This is a genomic window from Danxiaibacter flavus (assembly GCF_041060425.1).
GTDB lineage: Bacteria > Bacteroidota > Bacteroidia > Chitinophagales > Chitinophagaceae > Danxiaibacter > Danxiaibacter flavus.
The window spans coordinates 531,903-546,825 of record NZ_JAULBC010000001.1; the positions used below are offsets into that span (position 1 = coordinate 531,903).

12 protein-coding genes are annotated in these 14,923 nt (G+C 42.5%); 3 read left to right on the top strand and 9 right to left on the bottom strand.

Annotation, left to right across the window (positions count from 1 at the left end):
• Positions 1-4 precede the first annotated feature (4 nt).
• Both QTN47_RS02035 and QTN47_RS02040 read right to left on the bottom strand, forming a co-directional pair.
• On the bottom strand, positions 5-1,435 hold the full coding sequence (locus QTN47_RS02035) for a 3-keto-disaccharide hydrolase (protein ID WP_369327642.1): 1,431 nt from the start codon (positions 1,433-1,435) through the stop codon (positions 5-7).
• 196 nt (positions 1,436-1,631) lie between these two features.
• Positions 1,632-4,088 (bottom strand): glycosyl hydrolase family 95 catalytic domain-containing protein, encoded by a 2,457-nt coding sequence (locus tag QTN47_RS02040; RefSeq protein ID WP_369327644.1) that lies wholly within the window; start codon positions 4,086-4,088, stop codon positions 1,632-1,634.
• Positions 4,089-4,367: 279 nt separating this feature from the next.
• Here QTN47_RS02040 and QTN47_RS02045 point away from each other — a divergent pair, with 279 nt between their 5' ends.
• On the top strand, positions 4,368-4,598 hold the full coding sequence (locus QTN47_RS02045; protein ID WP_369327645.1) for a hypothetical protein: 231 nt from the start codon (positions 4,368-4,370) through the stop codon (positions 4,596-4,598).
• 617 nt (positions 4,599-5,215) lie between these two features.
• On the opposite strand, the gene QTN47_RS02050 is transcribed toward QTN47_RS02045, so the two are convergent.
• The 3 genes from QTN47_RS02050 to ychF all read right to left on the bottom strand — a co-directional run bounded on the left by QTN47_RS02050 (position 5,216) and on the right by ychF (position 8,360).
• Positions 5,216-6,424, bottom strand: coding sequence for a DUF763 domain-containing protein (locus QTN47_RS02050; RefSeq protein ID WP_369327646.1), 1,209 nt, complete (start codon positions 6,422-6,424; stop codon positions 5,216-5,218).
• Positions 6,425-6,643: 219 nt separating this feature from the next.
• Complete coding sequence (locus QTN47_RS02055; RefSeq protein WP_369327647.1) at positions 6,644-7,066, bottom strand: VOC family protein; 423 nt, start codon at positions 7,064-7,066, stop codon at positions 6,644-6,646.
• Positions 7,067-7,256: 190 nt separating this feature from the next.
• Positions 7,257-8,360 (bottom strand): redox-regulated ATPase YchF, encoded by a 1,104-nt coding sequence (gene ychF / locus QTN47_RS02060; RefSeq protein WP_369327648.1) that lies wholly within the window; start codon positions 8,358-8,360, stop codon positions 7,257-7,259.
• A gap of 189 nt (positions 8,361-8,549) precedes the next feature.
• Between ychF and QTN47_RS02065 the strand changes: the two genes are divergently transcribed.
• Entirely contained in the window at positions 8,550-9,782 is a 1,233-nt protein-coding gene (locus tag QTN47_RS02065) for a nucleoside recognition domain-containing protein (protein ID WP_369327649.1), read from the top strand.
• Positions 9,783-10,167: 385 nt separating this feature from the next.
• Here QTN47_RS02065 and QTN47_RS02070 read toward each other — a convergent pair whose 3' ends face one another.
• Entirely contained in the window at positions 10,168-10,326 is a 159-nt protein-coding gene (locus QTN47_RS02070) for a DUF1328 domain-containing protein (RefSeq protein WP_369327650.1), read from the bottom strand.
• A 226-nt stretch (positions 10,327-10,552) separates the two neighbouring features.
• On the opposite strand from QTN47_RS02070, the gene QTN47_RS02075 reads away from it, so the two are divergent.
• Entirely contained in the window at positions 10,553-10,774 is a 222-nt protein-coding gene (locus QTN47_RS02075) for a hypothetical protein (RefSeq protein WP_369327651.1), read from the top strand.
• A gap of 23 nt (positions 10,775-10,797) precedes the next feature.
• Here QTN47_RS02075 and nhaA read toward each other — a convergent pair whose 3' ends face one another.
• From nhaA to QTN47_RS02090, 3 genes are all read right to left on the bottom strand, one after another.
• Positions 10,798-11,985 carry a Na+/H+ antiporter NhaA gene (gene nhaA / locus QTN47_RS02080; RefSeq protein WP_369327652.1) on the bottom strand — a complete coding sequence of 396 codons (1,188 nt, stop codon included), beginning with the start codon at positions 11,983-11,985 and terminating at the stop codon, positions 10,798-10,800.
• 150 nt (positions 11,986-12,135) lie between these two features.
• Positions 12,136-13,791, bottom strand: a complete 1,656-nt coding sequence (locus tag QTN47_RS02085) for an OstA-like protein (protein WP_369327653.1) — start codon at positions 13,789-13,791, stop codon at positions 12,136-12,138.
• Entirely contained in the window at positions 13,788-14,801 is a 1,014-nt protein-coding gene (locus tag QTN47_RS02090) for an MlaD family protein (protein ID WP_369327654.1), read from the bottom strand. Before QTN47_RS02090 ends, QTN47_RS02085 begins: the two co-directional genes overlap by 4 nt.
• Between the last annotated feature and the right edge of the window lie 122 nt (positions 14,802-14,923).

Consider the following 14,923-nt stretch of genomic DNA (forward strand, 5'->3'; position numbering starts at 1 on the left):
TAGATTACCAGGTGATGGAATAAGAAACGGTGTTGTTTTGTGCGTTAACAGGAACAAGCATTTCCTGTCCTTTTGCAGTTTGCCTTATTACCGGTGCATATTTTTCATCTATCTGCAGGTAATAAGATTTGTTGCTGACAGCATATAATCCTTTGCTGAGCTGCTGAATGTTATCAGCTGTTGCAATTTTGCAATATAACTGGGCAGGAGGATTGTCTACTTTTATTTCTCTCGTCAAGCCGGCACCGTTAGCAGAGAATATTTTATCCATCACATTAATGCCATTGTAGTTGTATTTGAACGTTGGATTTCTTTCTTTATCCAGGCTATAGCCTTTATTGTTGAAGTCATCGAACGCAACTGAATCCGGCCAGGCTGCAGTATTGCTGGTTAATACCGCTACAGGAGGCTGATTAGGAAAAGTGATTGCGCTGCCCAGCGGCTTTGCCAGTTGAGGTTCACCTCTTTCATGCCACATGTCAGTAACATCCAGGAACGGTCCTCTCCAAACCTGTAACAAAGCACCTTCTTTCAAATTGTAAGCAAAGTTTGTTTGATCCGGATAACCTGCTGATATAACGTGGGTCAGCTTTGTGTCGCCATATTGCCAGAAACTCCTGAGCAATACCGGTTCATTTGAAGAAGGAGTGTAGACAATCGGGTTGTCTATGGACCTTCTTTTTTTAGCAGGTGCCATTGCAGATTGTAGTGGCCTTATCTGTACGTTCTTAAATGCAACAGGACCGTGATCACCTTGTAACATTAAAGGGCCGAGTGCCTTTTCATCATTGAATGCTGAAGCTCTTGTCGGACCGGTTACGGCAGTTTCTTCCTGTACCAATGAGCCATTCAGATATACTTCTTCAAAAACGGCATTGCTTATTTTTTTGCCATCAGCACCAAACTTCGGCGCGCGGAACCTGATTTTCACATGTTGCCATAAACCCGGTGCACGGCTAACATTAACTAGAGGTGCTGTTCCTTCATAGCCCTTTTCGTCTCCGGATCTGCTCTCATCCCAACGTTGGTAAACACCGCCGCAGTCTGAAAATGTCGGATGAATTTTCTGCCAGCTATCAAACAGTTGCACTTCATAACGGCCCTGCAGATAAATGCCGGAGTTGCTGCCTTTTGCCATCATAAAATCCAGTTCAACTTCAGCATCGCCAAATTCTTTTTGTGTAATGAGATGTGAATTGTTTTTGCTATCCGGTTTATCTACCACGCATCCTTTGCCGGCAATAGCCTGGATGTCGTTAGGTTGATTGAAATTGCAAGCCGCATCGCCGGCTATTGTCCAGTTGGCCCCTGCATTTTTAAAATCACTCAGATCGTTAAAGACAATGTTGGCGGTTGCCGTACCGTCTTGTGCTAGCGCAGTTTGCCAGCAGATAAGGCCGGCAAACAGATAGCGCATTTTGTTCATCCGTTTCATGAAGTTGGTTGTTTTCCTGGTGGTAAAAAAAGTCAATGGTGAATGGTGAATAGTGAAACGTGCAGCAGAAAACTATTATCAAACATTCCTCATTCATTCACATTTTATTAATCAAAAAAATTGCTTTCATATCCATGCATTCGCATATTCGCACATTTACCCATTCGCACATTCATTGTCAATTTTCAATTTTCAATTATTCCGCTTCGAATTCATAAGTTTTTCCCGCTTCCGTCATTACATCATATTCATACACCTGTCTTAATTGCAATCCTTTCAAAGATGCTTTCGGTGAAACAACAGGTTCCTTTGTGTCTGCCGTTTTGTAAAAGATATTATTGTTGTTGCCTGTTGCTTTTGCTAGTTTAATTGATGGTGACGTTGCTTTTATCGGGTAATAAGTTCTGATCCTGAGGTTTCCGCCCAGGGTCGATTTTACAGACAAATGCGTAAGGCTGTTATTCGTCCATTTTATGTCTGTTTCGAAGCCGCCTCTTGCGCGGAGACCCTTTATCTCGCCGTCTTTCCATTGTGATGGTAACGCAGGAAGAACATGCAGCGCACCGTCATGAGATTGCAACAACATTTCTGCAATGCCTGAAGTGCATCCAAAATTGCCATCAATCTGGAATGGCGGATGTGCATCAAATAAGTTGGGATAAGTGCCACCGCCACCTTTATTTCCTCCAACTGGTGTAAGCTGATCTGTAATCAATTTCTCCGCATGATCTCCATCGAGAAGTCTTGCCCAGAGATTTACTTTCCAGCCCATCGACCATCCGGTTGAAACATCTCCGCGATAGATCAATGAATTTCTTGCAGCTTCAAACAATGCGGCGTTGCGATAAGGTGATATTTCATTTCCCGGAAATAAACCCCACAAATGCGAAACATGCCTATGTTTATCTTCCGGGTTATCCCAATCATAAAACCATTCCTGTAGCTGGCTATACTGGCCAATCTGCATTGGAGGCAGGTTAGGAATGCGTTTGCTGATTTCTTGTGTAGTGGCGTTATTGATGCCAAGAATTTTTGCGGCCTGAACCGTATTGTGGAATAAAGCAAAAACAATCTGGTTATCCATTGTGGTGCCGGCAGAAATGTTGATGCCGTTATGCGCATTTTCCGGTGAAGCAGATGGAGACACCAGCCACCATCCTTTTTGAGGATCTTTCGCCATCACATCCAGGAAAAATTCACTGGCAGATTGCATGGATGGATAAATATCTTTTAGAAATTTCTTATCGCCACTATAAACAAATTTCTCCCACATATGCTGACAGAGCCACGCACCGCCTGTTGGCCAAACGCCCCAGGGACCGTCAATAGGCGCAGTGAACCGCCATAAATCCGTGTTATGATGCAATACCCAGCCTCTTGCACCATACATACTTTTAGCAGTGGTTTGTCCTGTAACTGTGAGATCCTTTACCATTTTAACCAACGGTTCGTGTAATTCAGAGAGATTGGTTACTTCTGCAGGCCAGTAGTTCATTTCAAGGTTGATATTATCTGTATACTTGCTGTCCCATGGTGGCCTTGTCAATGGGTTCCATATGCCCTGCAGATTTGCCGGTTGAGTGCCGGGTTGGGAACTACAAATAAGCAGGTAACGGCCGAACTGGAAATATAAAGAAACCAATGCAGGATCAAACGTTGACGCAAACCTGCGTAGTCTTTCATCTGTAGGTAATGCTGCAGCATCAGTTGTTCCGAGATTGAATACTACCCTGTTGAAGTATTTACTATAGAAATTGGATTGGTCTTGTTTGGCCGACTCATATTTCTTTGATTCTGCGTTAGCCAGGTATTTTTTTGCCCTGCTTATTTCGTCGGCAGTAAGATCATTGTATTTGTTGAAGTTGGTGGCGGCAGATACATAAATGGTTGCCACATTAGCACCCTGTACAGTAATGGATGTATCATTGTTGTTGATTGACCCGCCTTCCGTTTTAATGGAAGTTATTGCACAGACTTTCACAGCGCCCTTTATTCCCTGGTGGTCAGGTGAAATTGCAGATAGCGTCAATTCATGTCCGTTGGCTTTAACCCCACCTTGTTGAGGTGTTTTCATGGATGCAGTAAAACTGATACTGTTTGCTTTATCCGCAGTTAATCTTATGACGATTGCCTGATCAATAAATGACGAGAATATTTCGCGGGTAAAGTGCACGCCATTTACTTCGTAGGCTGTGGTTGTAGTTGCTTTAGATACGTCCAAAGAACGACGGAATTTTGCCGGCTCATATTGTTCATGACCCGGAAAATGTAACAATACATCTCCTACAGGCTGATAAGGCATGCCGTGTATTTTTTCTGCTACAAACGTTTTTGAGGCAAGTGTTTCCGCTTCCTTGTATTTGCCTTCAAAAATGAGCTGCTGAACTGTTTGCAGCGCATCCTTTGCCTTGGGATTATCATTGTTAAACGGACCACCTGCCCAAAAGCTGTCTTCATTTAATTGAATCAGCTCGTCTGGGGGTCTGCCAAATACCATTGCACCCAATCTGCCGTTACCAATCGGTAAGGCTTCTTCCCATTTTGTTGCCGGTTTGTTGTACCACAATTCATACACAGAATTTTGCTGTGCGCGCGAAACGATTGTTGTCGAAAGTAACAGCAGCGCTAAGTAGCCGCGGACAAGTATTTTCATATGCTAATATTCGTTTTGGATCAGTTGCAATCTGTTAGTGTCGGTTGTTTTAACCGGGATGGGTAAATATAGTAAGTTTTTCCGTGATATTGCAATCGGTTGCATTTTTGAAAGGAATTTTTTGGCATTCGAAATTTTAAAACTGATAGCAGGTCATATTTGATGGCAAATAAACTCGTTCAAATGAGCTGAATATCTCCGTAATTCGAAATAATGTCATCGTCAGACATTTTTGTAACTAAACCAGTTTGTTCCATCTTTGCGGTTTAAATGTAAAACATGACTGAAGAATTTTTTACCATATCATTTGATCATGAAGGCGTTCACTACGATGGCCGCGTTAGTCCCGGAAAAAAAGATAAGGATGGAATAGTGCGCTCATACCACGTTGTTCTCAACAACGTATTCTTTGGTTATGTAAATAACGATGGCAAAAGCTGGTTCACTTCCGAACAGCGCCCTGAGTCATTGACTGAAAGAGTGGGGAAGGAGATAGAGGAGAAGTTGTAGGTTGAGTTGTAAGTTTTACGTGGTACGTTATACGTTTATCGCAGCATAGGTTAGTACGTTCAAAGTGCCTCTGTTTCTATTGCTGGTAAGGTGTCTAGAGAACCGCCTGTTTTGTATTCGTTGCGCCGCCGTTTCTCCGCGCCCGTCGCGTGAACCCCTTCGCTTAAATCTCCGCGGGCAGTTTTTGCCTTTTATTTTTTGTTTTTAGCTTTCCACCGCGCCGCCGCCTCTCCGCGCCCGCCGCGCGAAACCCTTCGCTTAAATCTCCGCGGGCTATCTTTTTACTTTTGAATTTTGAATTTTGACTTATCCCGCCGCGCCGCCGCCTCTCCGCGCCCGCCGCGCGAAACCCATCGCTTAAATCTCCGCGGGCTATCTTTTTACTTTTGAATTTTGACCTATCCCGCCGCGCCGCCACCTCTCCGCGCCCGCCGCGCGAAACCCTTCGCTTAAATCTCTGCGGGCTATCTTTTACTTTTTACTTTTGAATTTTGACTTATCCCGCCGCGCCGCCGCCTCTCCGCGCCCTCCGCGCGAAACCCTTCGCTTAAATCTCTGCGGGCTATCTTTTACTTTTTACTTTTCCTGCCCGACAGGTCAGGCGGGGAATTTTGTATTTAAAACAGCCTCAGCTGCACTCCCTTCGCCTTTGGCCTTTTAGCATCACCGAAAACCGTCTTTCCGCCATATTTCCACGACTCATTTCTTTCCTTTTCAATTAGTGCATCAAACTGCTCATTGGGTATAAAATTCTTTTCAGCTTTAGCCGCTAATGTGTGCAGGCTTTTAATTGCTTCCTGCTTATCTGTCTCTCCCAGTTTCGCCTTGTACACCGCATTCTGCAATGTGCTGATCGTCTCATCATACACTTTTATCGGAACAGGAAATGGATGTCCATCCTTACCTCCATGCGCAAATGCAAAACGGGCAGGGTCTTTAAAGCGGGATGGCGTACCATGAATCACCTCGCTTACCAGTGTTAAAGATTGAATCGTTCTCGGGCCAACACCCTGCAAGAGTAACAGTTCTTCAAAACTTTGCAGCTGCTGCTCACTGGCGAGCCAGAGCACAGTACCCAAACGTTTAAGGTCAACATCCTCACTTCTTACATCATGATGCGAAGGCATGATCAATTGCTGAATCTCCTGCATCATCAACTCCGGTTTTTCTTTTGTCAGTGCTAAAATGCTGGCGCGGGTATTATCTGCTGCAGTCGCAGTAAGGTTAAGGATCTCTCCCTGGTTAACACCACAAACGGCAGTATGGGGTTCTTCAATAAAAGAATGTAAATCTTTCGAGTGCCAGTGATAACGGCGGGCCATCTTGCTTCCAGCAGACATGCCCTGCTGGATCACCGACCAATCGCCTTTACTGCTGACAATAAAATTATGGGTGTACAATTGAAAGCCATCCTGCACGGCAGTATTATCGACCTTTGCGCTAAGCTTGCTAAATTTTACAAGCTCATTTCCATCAAGTCCTGTCTGTTCCGCAACGCGCAATAATTCCTGCGGAGCTTCTTTTGAAAATTTTCCTTTTCCTCCGCAGATATAAATTCCCAGTTCTTTTGCATGAGGATTTATCGCTCTTTTCAATGCGCCCATTACAGAAGTAGTAATTCCTGAAGAGTGCCAGTCCATTCCCATCACAGCGCCCAGACTTTGAAACCAAAACGGGTCGCTCATCCGGCGCAGAAATTCCTGTTGACCGTATTCCATCAAAATAGATTCGGTAACAGCCAGTCCAAGCTTTGCCATTCGCTCGGCAAGCCATTTAGGAACATAACCATAATGCAAGGGGAGATCTGCAGATCCGGAACGCTTCATGCTAACAAAGTTAGCATTTTGGGTTTTAAATTATACGTGGTACGTTATACGTTTTTCAATCTGGTCAGAAAAATTTGTAAAGTTTAAACAGCATCTGTAATTAGAAAGCCTTTATGTTGCCGAACTATTACAACATAAAGGCTTCAACGTATAACGTACCACGTACAACTTAAAACTTATGGGGCTTAAACGTATAACGTACCGCGTATAACTTACAACTTATTGTCGTGGTTTATCATAATTAAACATCCAGTGAATGCCGAATTTATCCGTCAGCATACCAAAATAGGCGCCCCAGAATGTATCGCCTGCAGGCATGGTTACTTTACCATCTTTAGAAAGATTATTGAAGAAAGTGTCCACTTCTTCTTTGCTGGCACAGTTAACAGAAAGGGAAACAGAACTTCCGTTGGTAACCGGCTGTCCGGGCATTGAATCCGATGCCATGATCGTCAATTCTCCTTTTGTGAGACGTGAGTGCATTACATTGTTTTTTGCCTCCGGAGGAGTGTCCATTGGAGCTGAAGCAAAATCCATGATTTCCAGTTCCCCGCCAATACAATCTTTGTAAAAAGTCATCGCTTCGCGACAATTACCGTTAAAAGCCAGATAAGGATAAACTGCGGTTTGATTTGGATTCATTGTTTGATTTTTTGTGTTAGAAAATTATATGCGTTGTTCAAGTGAATAAATGCACAGTAAGTGTTTGCAGCAAGCAATAAAAAACCGTAAAACAGATCAACAATCGTCCTGACAAGTTATAAAAAACTTTACAGGAAAAAGTGTTTTTCTATTTTACGGTTATATTAAAACCGGTGAAGTGCCGGATCGTTTATACGTTAAATCTGAAGTGCATTATATCGCCATCTTCAACTAAATAATCTTTACCCTGAACGGCAAGTTTACCATTGTCGCGGCATGCAGCTTCTGAGCCGAATTTTACAAAGTCCAGGTATTTGATCACTTCCGCACGGATAAATCCTTTTTCAAAATCAGTATGAATTACACCAGCAGCCTGCGGAGCAAGCATCCCTTTGTGAATGGTCCATGCACGCACTTCCTGAACACCTGCCGTAAAATAAGTAGCAAGATTCAACAAATGATAAGTTGCTTTGATCAAACGGGCAACACCACTTTCATGGAGTCCCATATCTTCCAGGAACATCTGCCTGTCTTCAAAGTTGTCCATTACAGCGATCTCACTTTCAATCTCGGCGCTGATGAAAATTATTTCAGCCTTCTCATCTTTTACCGCTTCCTTAATCGCATCGGTATGTTTGTTACCTTTTACAACACTCTTGTCATCCACATTGCACACGTAAACTACCGGCTTAATGGTGAGCAGGAACATGTCATCAACATGCTTTTCTCTGTCTTCCACGCTTACCTCAAATGCTCTTGCATTTTTACCTTGTTCCAGGTGTGCCTTTATTGCCTGCAGAATTTCGAGGCCGCGCAGTGCTTCTTTATCGCCGCCGGTTCTTGCCTGCTTTTCAGTTTTAGCGATCTTTTTTTCTACACTGTCCAGATCTTTCAACTGCAATTCTGTATCGATGATCTCCTTGTCGCGAACCGGGTTTACGCTACCGTCAACGTGGATCACGTTATCATCGTCAAAACAACGTAACACGTGAATAATGGCATCAGTACTCCTGATATTCCCAAGGAACTGGTTGCCCAATCCTTCGCCTTTGCTGGCGCCTTTCACCAGGCCGGCGATATCCACTATTTCAACAGTTGTAGGAACCACGCGTTGTGGTTGAACCAGTTTTTCCAACTGGATCAGGCGTTCATCCGGAACGGTAATAACGCCTACGTTAGGTTCAATGGTACAGAACGGAAAGTTGGCCGCCTGCGCTTTCGCATTACTTAATGCGTTGAACAAAGTTGATTTACCCACATTTGGTAATCCCACAATACCTGCTTGTAAAGCCATAAAATTGTTATGTTTTATCTTTTTGCTTTCAGCTATCAGCTATGAGCTTTCAGCCATTGGTTGAGCTTTCAGCTTTAGGCTTTATGCTTAACCGGCCGCAAATGTAGCGCTGTCCTTGCTAACTAGGAAACTTTTCCGCTTTGGAAATTGTTTTTCACTACTTTCGGATGTATTAATTAATTCTTATTCATGGCGCTGAACATTGTCTGGATCGCTTTTTTCATCATAGCATTTCTTATAGCCTGCGTTAAACTGATCGTGTTTCATGATACGGAAATTTTTAAAGTGTTGGTGGAAGGCATGTTCGATTCAGCGAAAAGTTCTGTGGTTGATGTGGGATTTTCCCTGGCAGGAACAATGATCTTTTTCCTTGGAATCATGAATATTGCAGAAAAAGCAGGTGCGATTAACCTGATCGCCCGATGGCTGAATCCATTTATGAAAAGGTTGTTCCCTGAAGTTCCTGACAAGCACCCGGCCATGGGAGAGATGGTAATGAACTTCAGTGCCAACATGTTAGGATTGGATAATGCGGCTACCCCATTTGGTTTGAAGGCCATGCAAAGCCTGCAATCGCTGAATCCGAACAAAGAGACTGCCACCAATGCGCAGATCATGTTTCTTGTGCTCCATACAAGCGGGCTTACATTAATTCCATTATCCATTATAACTTATCGGTTGGCTGCCGGGTCCACACAGCCTGCCAGCATTTTTATACCCTGTGTTTTGGGGACAATTTCAGCCACGCTTGCTTCCATTATAATTGTTGGCATACGACAACGAATCAAATGGGATTTTGTATTGATTGCGTCACTGCTGGGAATGACGGCATTTGTAGTTGGCTTGCTCGTTTTGGTTGGACGAATGGAAAATGCCCAGCGTGAAGCTTTTAGCAAGATCTCCGGTAATCTGATCCTGTTCGCAATAGTCGTTACGATCATTATCGGCGGTGTTTGGAAGAAAGTGTCGGTATTCGACGCTTTTATTGAAGGCGCGAAGAATGGATTTGACGTTGTGTTAAAGATCCTTCCGTACCTGGTGGGCATGTTGGTTGCGATCCGTGTTTTTCGTGATAGTGGCGCGCTCACATACGTTACCAATGGTCTGACCTATGTGATTGGGCTTACCGGACTGAATACTGATTTTACTCCGGCGCTTCCCATTGCTATCATGCGTCCTTTCAGCGGCAGTGGAGCAAGAGGATTGATGATTGATACATTAAAAACACACGGGCCGGACAGTTTTGTCGGGCAACTAGGTTCTACATTATTCGGCTCTACAGACACAACCTTTTATATTCTTGCGCTATACTTCGGCAGTGTGGGCATTAAAAAAGTGCGTTATGCAGTCTGGGCGGGCATTATGGCGGACATAATTGGCGTTATCGCGGCGATAATCATTTCTTACCAGTTTTTCAGATAAGCGAGTCAATTTAAAGTCTTTTTAATCATTTTTTAATGTGTCATAACGACATAATGAAGGTTCTTCTTTTTATTATTGCAACTACTTATTAATAGTCACATAAGAAAAGACAACAAATCAAAATCTTTTCTGTTTTCAATAAACCGTACAAAATATTACAAGGGGTATAAAAGAATGCGATGATGTCTTTGTGAATAAGTGAAATCTTATATTCCTTGAAGGCCTAAAAAAAATAGAGGGTAATTGAAATTACCCTCGCAACCAAAACTGCCTGCTATCAGGCTTAAATATTTGAATGTTATTGTGTTAGAATATTTCCGCGAAGATAAAAATCATTTTATTTTTGTGCGTTTATTTAACACGAATATAACGTATTAAAATAAACTTAGGGCGTCCTGCCTCTTATTAAGGAAATTATAAACAGCACCAGGAAAATAAAGAACAAAACTCTGGCAATTTGGGTGGCGCCCGCGGCTATTCCTGTAAAGCCAAATATCGCAGCTACAATCGCGATGATCAGAAAGATTACGGTCCATCTAAGCATACAATAAGATTTAAGATTAGGAATATCCTTCCTACTTCCATAAGTGTACCAGTTTCTCTATACTATAGGTAACACATTTTAGAAATGAATTGTTGCTTTTGTGTAGCTTTTTTTGCCCATCGGTGCGTCATCTCCTGCGTTTATAAACCTTAATGCGTTTTGTTTTATTGGCATGGATTTTTTGATAAATAAGTGACAAGTATTTTTAAAGACAAAAACCGGCATTATGAAAAACATACTTATCACGGCAATTGCTACAGGTGCGTTTCTGCTGGGCTCATGTGGCAATCACAACGGAAAGAATAATGAAACGGACACTACAGACAAGTCCATAACCATTCCTCCGCCAGATAACAGCTCTGCTACAAATCCTTCACTAGGTGACACAACAACTCAAAAGGTGAGACCTGATACAGTAAATCCGAAGGATACTGTTAGGCGTAAATAAGCAGAACCATTCCTCGGTTTTTATTATTGCTTTACTGTAGCATTGCTGGTGACTTGCCGCTGTTTGCGGGTATGCAATGATCTTAACCAGAAATAGCCGGCGATCATAGAAGCAACAGAGCCGGCAAGTACAGCTACTTTGGCGATGTCCTGGTAAGCCGGATCACTGAATGCAAGTGTGGAAATAAAAATACTCATGGTAAAACCAATGCCTGCCAGCACTCCTGCACCAACCAGGTGCGCCTGGGTAATGTCAGATGATAATGCTGCCCACTTCTTCTTTATTACAATATAGCTGGCAGTATAAATACCAAGGGGTTTGCCGATAAACAGGCCGGCTATTATACCGAGTGAGAGCGTACTTGTTAATGCTGTTACCGGATTGTCAGGAAATATTATTGCAGTGTTGGCCAATGCAAACAGAGGCATTATAGCAAAATTGACAAGGTGATGCAACTTGTTGCAGTATGTTGTAAGAAGGTTGCCGGGCACCAATAATGCAAACAAAACACCTGCTATGGTTGCATGAACACCCGAGTTAAAGACACAATACCAGAGCAGGACGCCAAGCGCTATTTGCAGCCAGCCGAACCGCATCTTTTTATTGATAAAATAGATGAATGCAATTATGCATAAGCTGGCGGCCAGCCACACAAGTTTTATTGATGAGCCGTAAAAAAGTGCAATGATCACAATGGCGCCAAGATCGTCAATGATCGCAAGGGCAGTCAGAAAGATCTTGAGTGAATCAGGAACGCGCTTTCCCAGTAATGATGCAACTCCCAGTGAGAACGCAATATCTGTAGCTGTAGGAATTCCCCATCCGGGTTGAAAAACGGTGGCCTTGTTGAATAGGGAGAAAATAATGGCCGGAGCTATCATTCCACCAATTGCTGCGGCAACGGGTAATGCTGCGCGTTGAGGGCTCGCCAGTTCTCCTTCAAGCATTTCATGCTTTATTTCCATGCCCGCAAGAAAGAAGAAGAGCGCCATCAGACCATCGTTAATAAAGTGAAGTAATGAGTGCGGGAGATATAAATTATGTGCAAGATGAAACTCCGCATTCCAGAAAGCAAGATATTTTTCTCCAAAAGACAGATTAGCTATCACAAGGGAAATGGCAGTACACACCAATAGCAAAATTCCGATAGATCTGCTATCGTGAATAAACTCTTTTATTGGATCAATAAATGTTTGCTTTAAAAAAGACATGTAGGATTTTAGATTTGAAATTGAATATGCGGAGCCGCAACTACTTATTTAGCCAGATAATATTCCAGATTCGCACTGATGCTGCCTGTCAATTCAAAGCCTCTCCGAAAATTTGAATTTGAAATTTCAAATCTCAAATTTCAAATCTTCTTACTTTCCAAACAAATCATACTTAGACTTTGGCCTTTTGTCTTCAATCCATTTAAAACCGCGCAGGCGCATGTCGGAGTGATTAACCTGTCGCATCGGATAAGTTGTGCCTTTTAGGTTAACACGCATCACCACACGCTCAGGTTTACGCTGCTCAAAGTACAAATCGATCATATCGGCCGTGGCCCTGTTCACGCCAACAAATTTGTTATTGTCGTCCTGGCCATAGTAAATAGCTTCCGAATTACCCTTTGCTCTCAAAAAATCGATATTGCCTTCCTTGAAATATCCGTTAATGGTTCTGCCTTTTACCTGGTTATAATAGTCATCCCCAACTTTGCTTATAGTAAGTGCATTCTCAAAAACATATAAACGCTTTGGTTTCTTTTGTTGCGTATACATGTAAATGGTGTCACCCGAGATTTGATTCTCTTTGTTCCATACAATAGGATCGCGGAACAGCCTGAATACAGAATCTTTCGCAGAGTAGAACAAGCTATCTCCAACAGCCTGCATGGAATCAGAATAGATACGTACATTGAAGTAAGCTTCAAAGAATCTGTCGGTACTATCCGCGGGCTTATTTATAATGCCGGCCACTTTTGCTTTTAAAGAAGTGTCTTTCGCTATATCGCTTTCTTTTCCTGTAATATCGGGGACGGGACGGCTTTTTATTAAGTCAGAAAGTCTTGCAGAGTACAATGTGTCTGCAGCTATAAACAATGAGTCCGTATCCTGCTTGATCACCATTACAGGTTGAATAGTTGCAAGAAATGAATTTTCGTTCCGGCTCGTTTTCAGGTTCCCGGAAAATATGCTTATGCCCTGGGCTGTGTCACGATAGATCACATTACCTCTGGCTTCGCTGTAACCGGTAGAATCGTTGCTCGCAACATCGTCCGCATCAAGAAAAGTGCTACCGTCCTGTATACTTGGCCTGCTTCCAAATACCACATATTTCTTTTGAGAATCGTAAAAACCACTGCTTGTTTTTACCTGCCGGTTTTTTTCCTTGCCAGTAATAATTGTTGGTACCACAAAATTTGCAATACCAGTGTAAGTATTATAAGGCAGCGTATCTGTTTCGATAGTATAATCCGGTGTAACGAGTTTTACTTTCTTCTTAAAAAGTGCATCCCTGGTTTCGCCATAGTAATAGCCATCTTCACTTGTTAAAACGGAATTACCGTTTACAAGTTTACCCCCATTGGTATAAATACCAATTTTGGACTGAACGTTGTATTCGAGATTTTTTGTTGTTAAAATGCCTTTGCCGTCAGTAAGCTTTACATTGTTTTTCAGATAAGCTTTTTTCTCATTACCCAGATATTTCAGGTAATCAGAGTATGTATGAACGCTGTCTGCATCATTGATGTGAACATGGCCGAAAGCTTCCAGTACATTCAGATTGCGGTTAATGATGGCACTATCGCAGTAGAAAAGCGTCTTTTCCTGCCTGACAATAACATCACCCACAAGTGACTGAAATTCTACTGTGTCTTTTCTCTCATAGTCCAGCCTTTTCGACTGAATAATGTTGATGAATTTTTTGTTCGCAACAGTATCCTGTGCGCCGGGTTGCTGGCCCATGACTGTAAATGACGAGCCAATAATCAGCGCTAATAAAATATATGTAGCCTTAAGCCTTTTTATCATTTTGTACTGGATGTGGTAACGGTATCACTAAGCGGCTGTGTAAGGTAGTTGCCTTTATCTTTTTTGCCGAACACGGAAATATTTACATAGCGCTTAGGATGAACACGAAGATCGTCCATTAAAGTATTCAGGCTGCGAACAGTATTGTTAAGATTGGTATACAATGCTTTATCATTGATCAACGATCCGAGCGAACCATCTGTAGAGTTCACTTTCTCCATTGTGTTGTTCAGTTTTTCTACAGAAGCTTTAAGATTGTTTACAACACCGTCGATGTCAGCTTTTGAAAGATTTTCTGTTGTTTTCTCAATATTACTTACTGTATTGTTCAGCTTTTCTTTATTGGAAGCAAGTGTTTCAGAAAAGCTGCTCATATTATCAAGCGTATTGGCCAAAGCGCCGGTCTGCGTATTCAGCATTGTTTGTAATGAGGCCGAAGACTTTACCAGGCTTGCTGTTGCATTGTTCAAATTGGCAATAACACTTTGCAGGTTGCCTTTTGTATGAGGATCCAATACACTGTTTGCATTTCTTAATAAAGAATCAAGAGAGCCCAGCGTAACCGCCAGTTGATCAGCCACGGGGCCCAGCTTTGCGCTTACTGCATCCAACAGTCCGCCGGCTTTTGACGTCCGCAAGGTATCGTCCGAGTGCAGGTAAGAAGTGCTTGTTCCTAATTTTATGTCCAGGCTCGGAGTGCCCAAAGGATTGTCCTTTATCGAAGCTTCTGAATTCGCAGGGATATTATAAGACCGGCTTAGTTTTATGGTAACAAGAATTTCTTTTACATTTTTGTCCGCCGCTTCAATTTCATAAACGGATCCTACCTGGTAACCATTTACAAAAACAGGGTGGGAGGGCAGTAAGCCTTTTGTGTTGTCATATTTTGCATAAAGGAAAAAACCAGATCTGAAAAGGCTTTTTCCTTTTAAAAAATTAAATCCAAGTATTAATAATGCTATTGCTACAGCAGTTAGCGCGCCGATCTTAGTTTCATTAGAAATTTTCATCCGTGTGTTTTTATTATTGATTTGCCCGGATATTTTGTTGTATGTCGAGTCAAAACTTAAAAACAAAGTGAATCGACAAGATACCCACACAAATACTGGTCCGTAATAAACGCCGGCAGCAA

Excerpts from the sequence above, each read along its gene's own strand:
- QTN47_RS02035 (WP_369327642.1), bottom strand. The coding sequence starts at position 1,435 with ATGAAACGGATGAACAAAATGCGCTATCTGTTTGCCGGCCTTATCTGC.
- QTN47_RS02040 (WP_369327644.1), bottom strand. The coding sequence starts at position 4,088 with ATGAAAATACTTGTCCGCGGCTACTTAGCGCTGCTGTTACTTTCGACA.
- QTN47_RS02045 (WP_369327645.1), top strand. The coding sequence starts at position 4,368 with ATGACTGAAGAATTTTTTACCATATCATTTGATCATGAAGGCGTTCAC.
- QTN47_RS02050 (WP_369327646.1), bottom strand. The coding sequence starts at position 6,424 with ATGAAGCGTTCCGGATCTGCAGATCTCCCCTTGCATTATGGTTATGTT.
- QTN47_RS02055 (WP_369327647.1), bottom strand. The coding sequence starts at position 7,066 with ATGAATCCAAATCAAACCGCAGTTTATCCTTATCTGGCTTTTAACGGT.
- ychF (WP_369327648.1), bottom strand. The coding sequence starts at position 8,360 with ATGGCTTTACAAGCAGGTATTGTGGGATTACCAAATGTGGGTAAATCA.
- QTN47_RS02065 (WP_369327649.1), top strand. The coding sequence starts at position 8,550 with ATGGCGCTGAACATTGTCTGGATCGCTTTTTTCATCATAGCATTTCTT.
- QTN47_RS02070 (WP_369327650.1), bottom strand. The coding sequence starts at position 10,326 with ATGCTTAGATGGACCGTAATCTTTCTGATCATCGCGATTGTAGCTGCG.
- QTN47_RS02075 (WP_369327651.1), top strand. The coding sequence starts at position 10,553 with ATGAAAAACATACTTATCACGGCAATTGCTACAGGTGCGTTTCTGCTG.
- nhaA (WP_369327652.1), bottom strand. The coding sequence starts at position 11,985 with ATGTCTTTTTTAAAGCAAACATTTATTGATCCAATAAAAGAGTTTATT.
- QTN47_RS02085 (WP_369327653.1), bottom strand. The coding sequence starts at position 13,791 with ATGATAAAAAGGCTTAAGGCTACATATATTTTATTAGCGCTGATTATT.
- QTN47_RS02090 (WP_369327654.1), bottom strand. The coding sequence starts at position 14,801 with ATGAAAATTTCTAATGAAACTAAGATCGGCGCGCTAACTGCTGTAGCA.